The organism is Pantoea sp. PA1 (assembly GCF_056856975.1).
Window position 1 is genome coordinate 1 of record NZ_JBXGEE010000014.1, and the last position, 5,291, is coordinate 5,291.

Annotated in this window: 4 protein-coding genes and 4 tRNA genes; 7 read left to right on the forward strand and 1 reads right to left on the reverse strand. The window is 52.4% G+C overall.

Annotation, left to right across the window (positions count from 1 at the left end; genetic code table 11):
* Positions 1 to 208 precede the first annotated feature (208 nt).
* On the forward strand, positions 209 to 1,246 hold the full coding sequence (murB, locus tag AC1V0D_RS21885) for a UDP-N-acetylmuramate dehydrogenase (RefSeq protein ID WP_482908100.1): 1,038 nt from the start codon (positions 209 to 211) through the stop codon (positions 1,244 to 1,246).
* A complete protein-coding gene (birA, locus tag AC1V0D_RS21890; RefSeq protein ID WP_009092668.1) occupies positions 1,243 to 2,202 on the forward strand; it encodes a bifunctional biotin--[acetyl-CoA-carboxylase] ligase/biotin operon repressor BirA in 960 nt (319 codons plus the stop codon). Before murB ends, birA begins: the two co-directional genes overlap by 4 nt.
* A 42-nt stretch (positions 2,203 to 2,244) precedes the next feature.
* On the opposite strand, the gene coaA is transcribed toward birA, so the two are convergent.
* Positions 2,245 to 3,192, reverse strand: coding sequence for a type I pantothenate kinase (gene coaA / locus AC1V0D_RS21895; RefSeq protein ID WP_009092666.1), 948 nt, complete (start codon positions 3,190 to 3,192; stop codon positions 2,245 to 2,247).
* Between the two features lie 741 nt (positions 3,193 to 3,933).
* Here coaA and AC1V0D_RS21900 point away from each other — a divergent pair.
* From AC1V0D_RS21900 to AC1V0D_RS21920, 5 genes are all read left to right on the forward strand, one after another.
* Positions 3,934 to 4,009: transfer RNA gene (locus tag AC1V0D_RS21900), tRNA-Thr, on the forward strand.
* 8 nt (positions 4,010 to 4,017) lie between these two features.
* A tRNA-Tyr gene (locus AC1V0D_RS21905) sits at positions 4,018 to 4,102 on the forward strand.
* A 188-nt stretch (positions 4,103 to 4,290) separates the two neighbouring features.
* Positions 4,291 to 4,365: transfer RNA gene (locus tag AC1V0D_RS21910), tRNA-Gly, on the forward strand.
* A 5-nt stretch (positions 4,366 to 4,370) separates the two neighbouring features.
* Positions 4,371 to 4,446, forward strand: a tRNA-Thr gene (locus AC1V0D_RS21915).
* Positions 4,447 to 4,554: 108 nt separating this feature from the next.
* Positions 4,555 to 5,291 (forward strand): elongation factor Tu (locus tag AC1V0D_RS21920; protein WP_482908101.1); only part of this gene is annotated, 737 nt, incomplete at its 3' end.

Below are 5,291 nucleotides of genomic sequence, written 5' to 3' on the forward strand. Positions count from 1 at the left end.
CGCCGTAGCGCCGATGGTAGTGTGGGGCCTCCCCATGCGAGAGTAGGGAACTGCCAGGCATTATACAAGTGAAGAAGCCCCGCACCGACGTGCGGGGCTTTTTTACGTCTGCCGATCGTGAAAAACCGCCTTCTGATCCCGAAAACTGCCTGAGAACACATCTCCGATACGGTAAACTACGGCCAGATAACTCAGTTAAGGCCGTCAAATGTCCAGCCAGCATCCCTCCTTAAAAGCCGACAATACACTTGGGCTTGAAGTACACACACAAAAACGCATCGTCGCTGAGACGCCTGCCGCCATTCTGGCTGCATGGCAGGCCAGCCAGCAGGATCAAACGCCTTTCCTTGTGCTCGGTGAAGGCAGCAATGTCCTCTTTCTGGATGATTTTGCCGGAACCGTGGTACTGAACCGCATTAAAGGCATCACCATTCAGGATGAATATGAGAGCTGGAAACTACATGTCGGAGCCGGTGAGAACTGGCATGAGCTGGTCAAAAGTACCCTGGAAAAAGGGATCGCCGGACTGGAAAATCTGGCGCTGATCCCGGGCATGACCGGCTCGGCACCGATTCAGAATATTGGTGCTTACGGCGTGGAGTTAAAAGATGTCTGCGAATATGTGGATGTGCTGAATCTGCACAGTGGCGAAACAGAACGTCTGGATCGTGAAGCCTGTGAGTTTGGCTATCGCGACAGCATTTTCAAACACCGCTATCAGTCAGGCTATGTCATCGTCGCAGTCGGGCTATGCCTGCCTAAGCAATGGCAGCCTGTCCTGACCTATGGCGATCTGAAAACACTGAATCCGGCCATCGCCAGTGCCTGGGATGTCTATCACGCTGTGTGTCAGATGCGTCAGAGTAAGTTACCGGATCCGAAAATCACCGGAAATGTCGGCAGCTTTTTTAAAAATCCGGTGGTGACGCAGGCGCAGTGCAGCGCTCTGCTGGCCCGGTTCCCCGCCATGCCGCACTATCTGATGCCAGAGGGTGAAACGAAGCTGGCAGCGGGCTGGCTGATCGATCAGTGCCAGCTTAAAGGCTATCGCATCGGGGGCGCAGCCGTTCATCAGCAGCAGGCTCTGGTGCTGATCAATGCTGACAATGCCCTGCCTGCCGACATCGTGGCGCTGGCCAGAGCGGTACGCGCCCGGGTAGGAGAGAAGTTTGATGTCTGGCTTGAGCCTGAAGTTCGGTTTATTCAGGCACAGGGTGAATGCAATGCCGTCGAGGTGATCGCATGAAAGACCACAATGTCCCGTTAAAGCTGGTCGATATTTTGTCTGACGGCGAGTTTCACTCTGGCGAGCAGCTGGGTGAGACGCTGGGAATGAGCCGGGCTGCCATCAACAAGCATATCCAGACACTGAAAAGCTGGGGACTTGATGTCTATACCGTCACCGGTAAAGGCTACAGTCTGCCTGCGCCAATCCAGCTACTGGATGAGCAGGCGATTCTCGCGCAGGTTGAGCAGGGCAATGTCTCGGTGATACCGGTGATTGACTCAACAAATCAGTACCTGCTGGAGCGCATGCATGACATGCCTTCTGGTGCTGCCTGTATTGCTGAATATCAGCAGGCGGGGCGGGGACGCCGGGGCCGTCAGTGGTTCTCTCCATTTGGCGCTAACCTCTATATGTCGATGTACTGGCGCCTGGAACAGGGCCCCGCAGCGGCGATGGGCCTCAGCCTGGTCATTGGTATCATCATGGCGGAGACATTACGCTCACTGGGCGCAGATGAGGTCAGGGTAAAATGGCCAAATGATATTTATCTTAACGATCGCAAACTGGCGGGTATCCTGGTTGAACTGACCGGGAAAACGGGTGATGCTGCGCAGATTGTGATCGGTGCAGGTATCAATCTGGCAATGCGAACCGCTGACGCCTCCCAGATTAATCAGGGCTGGATTAACCTGCAGGAAGCCGGGGTAACGGTGAATCGCAATGAGCTGGCGGCTCGTCTGATTAATCGTCTGCGCGAGGCACTGCCACTCTTTGAGCAGGAGGGATTAGCGCCCTTTGTGACACGCTGGGCCGCGCTGGACAACTTCATTAACCGGCCTGTTAAGTTGCTCATCGGCGAACGCGAAGTGCACGGTATTGCGCGCGGTGTTGACAGCCAGGGGGGACTGTTACTGGAACAGGATGGCGAAATAAAGGCATGGGTTGGCGGAGAGATATCGTTACGTCCTGTCTGAATAAAAAAGCCTGCATGAATGCAGGCTTTTTTATCACTGGCGTTATTTACGCAGACGGACTTTATCAACAGCGTGATCGCCGCTTTTCGTCATAATCAGGCTGGCTCTCTCTCGTGTCGGCAGAATATTTTCCTGCAGATTGAGCCAGTTAATCTCTTTCCACAGGTTACCCGCTATCTCAACGGCTTCCGCCTCGGAGAGCTGGGCATAGTGATGGAAGTAGGAGTCGGGGTCGGTAAAGGCACCCTGGCGGAATTTCAGGAAGCGATTGATGTACCAGCTTTGCAGAAGATCTTCTTCTGCATCGACATAGATTGAGAAATCGACGAAGTCAGAAACAAAGACGTGATGGGGGTCATGAGGATAGTCCATACCGCTCTGTAAGACGTTGAGCCCCTCAAGAATCACAATATCCGGCTGCTGTATGACTTTATCGCCATCAGGGATAACGTCGTAAATCAGATGCGAATAGACCGGAGCGGTAACCTGACTGGCTCCTGACTTTAAATCTGAGACGAAATTGACCAGCCGGTGCATATCGTAGGATTGCGGGAATCCTTTCTTCTTCATTAAGCCACGCTCTTTGAGCACGGCATTAGGATGCAGGAAGCCATCTGTGGTGATTAATTCCACCTTCCGATGTTCAGGCCAGCGGCTGAGCAATGCCTGCAATACACGTGCTGTCGTACTTTTACCGACGGCAACGCTACCCGCAATACTGATGATGTAAGGGATCTTCTGCCCATTGGTGCCCAGAAACTGCTCCAGTACAGCCTGCCGACGCACATTTGAACTGATATAGAAATTAAGCAGGCGCGAAAGAGGCAGATAAATTTCTGCCACTTCTTCCAGAGAGAGGTCCTCGTTGATGCCTTTCAGCTGCGCAATCTCTTCCTCTGATAGCGTCATAGGAACGGAATCACGTAATGCCGCCCACTGCTCACGAGTGAATTCTAAGTAGGGCGTTGTCAGGGGAGTCGTTTTATCCATAAGCATGCATCTGACCGCAAATTCATTGCTATCACCGGCGTGTTATCCGATAAGCAGGACAACGCAGGTGATTTGAATCACGAATCGCTGGTTTATCAGTGAGAACAATGGGCTGGAGGGTATCACCAGTATGGCTTTTAACAGAAGTAAAAAGATAACTGTGATCTCGCTTTCGTCGGTATAGCCACAAAACGCGCCATTACCCAAGCCATTAACGACTTTATAACAGACAATGAGCCTGTAAAGCCGTTACAGGCTTCTTCCCACCCATAGTGCGTAACACCCTTGTTACCTGTCCCGGTGGCAATGCCAGGCATTAATGCCTGTAAGGAAGCGAATGCGATATCCCCTCAATAAGCACACCATCCGGACCCTTCTGCCGGGTGCTGTTAAAGAAAAGGGATATTGCCTTCATGGAAATATCGGCCTGTGAGCTTAGCCTCTAACCGAAAATCATCCTGACGTGACGAAAAAAGCGTCAGTCAGCGCCTGGGCAGGATCTTTTTTCAGGAATAAGCGAAATAACCGGCGTAAGAACGCTGGGGGCAGGCATTGTAAAAAGAGGGGCAGGGGGGGAGTGAAGCCAGAGTAAAGTCGAGAAAAAAGGGCCAGACTGGACAAATATTCCGCAGAAAACCACTAAATTGCGATGATTTGCACAAATAGTAAGCGATAGAAAAAAATATGCGATTTTTTAGTTGCATCCGAACGCCGACCTTCCTAGAATGCGCGTCACTTGATGCCGGCTTAGCTCAGTTGGTAGAGCAACTGACTTGTAATCAGTAGGTCACCAGTTCGATTCCGGTAGCCGGCACCAATCAAGTAGGTGGGATTCCCGAGCGGCCAAAGGGAGCAGACTGTAAATCTGCCGTCACAGACTTCGAAGGTTCGAATCCTTCTCCCACCACCATCCCGACCTCGCGGTTGGGTTCAGATAAACGGCCTGTTTATCTGTCAGGTGAGTCACTTCTCACCCTGAATTCAGACTGAGCGTTAGCGAAGTCAACGTCGGTCAGCTTCGCTGACGGACAGTAGGTAGCAGAGGCATTCTCTGTTATCTGCAAGCTACAGAAAGAACAGGTAGCCGAGTTCCAGGATGCGGGCATCGTATAATGGCTATTACCTCAGCCTTCCAAGCTGATGATGCGGGTTCGATTCCCGCTGCCCGCTCCAGATGTGCTGATATGGCTCAGTTGGTAGAGCGCACCCTTGGTAAGGGTGAGGTCCCCAGTTCGACTCTGGGTATCAGCACCACTTCCTTTAATCTCCCTCCTGATTTTCTCTGTAACTTCCTTGCAGTCAGGCATTGCCTGGTTAATGTGATGATATCATTGATATATCCGTGTCTTAGAGGGACTAGCGATGGCTAAAGAGCAATTTCAACGTAACAAACTGCACGTAAACGTGGGCACCATCGGTCACGTTGACCACGGTAAAACCACCCTGACTGCAGCAATCACTACCGTACTGGCTAAAACCAACGGCGGCCAGGCGCGTGCATTCGACCAGATCGACAGCACCCCTGAAGAAAAAGCCCGCGGTATTACCATCAACACCGCACACGTTGAGTATGAGACTGCTTCACGTCACTACGCTCACGTTGACTGCCCAGGCCACGCCGACTATGTGAAAAACATGATCACCGGTGCTGCGCAGATGGACGGCGCGATCCTGGTTGTTGCTGCGACTGATGGCCCGATGCCACAGACCCGTGAGCACATCCTGCTGGGTCGTCAGGTTGGCGTTCCTTACATCATCGTGTTCCTGAACAAGTGTGACATGGTTGATGATGAAGAGCTGCTGGAGCTGGTTGAGATGGAAGTACGTGACCTGCTGTCACAGTACGACTTCCCAGGCGACGACACTCCAATCGTTCGTGGTTCTGCTCTGAAAGCGCTGGAAGGCGATGCTGAGTGGGAAGCGAAAATCATCGAGCTGGCTGAGCACCTGGACAACTACATCCCGGATCCGGTTCGTGCGATCGACATGCCGTTCCTGCTGCCAATCGAAGACGTATTCTCAATCTCTGGCCGTGGTACCGTTGTTACCGGTCGTGTTGAGCGCGGCATCGTTAAAGTCGGCGACGAAGTTGAAATCGT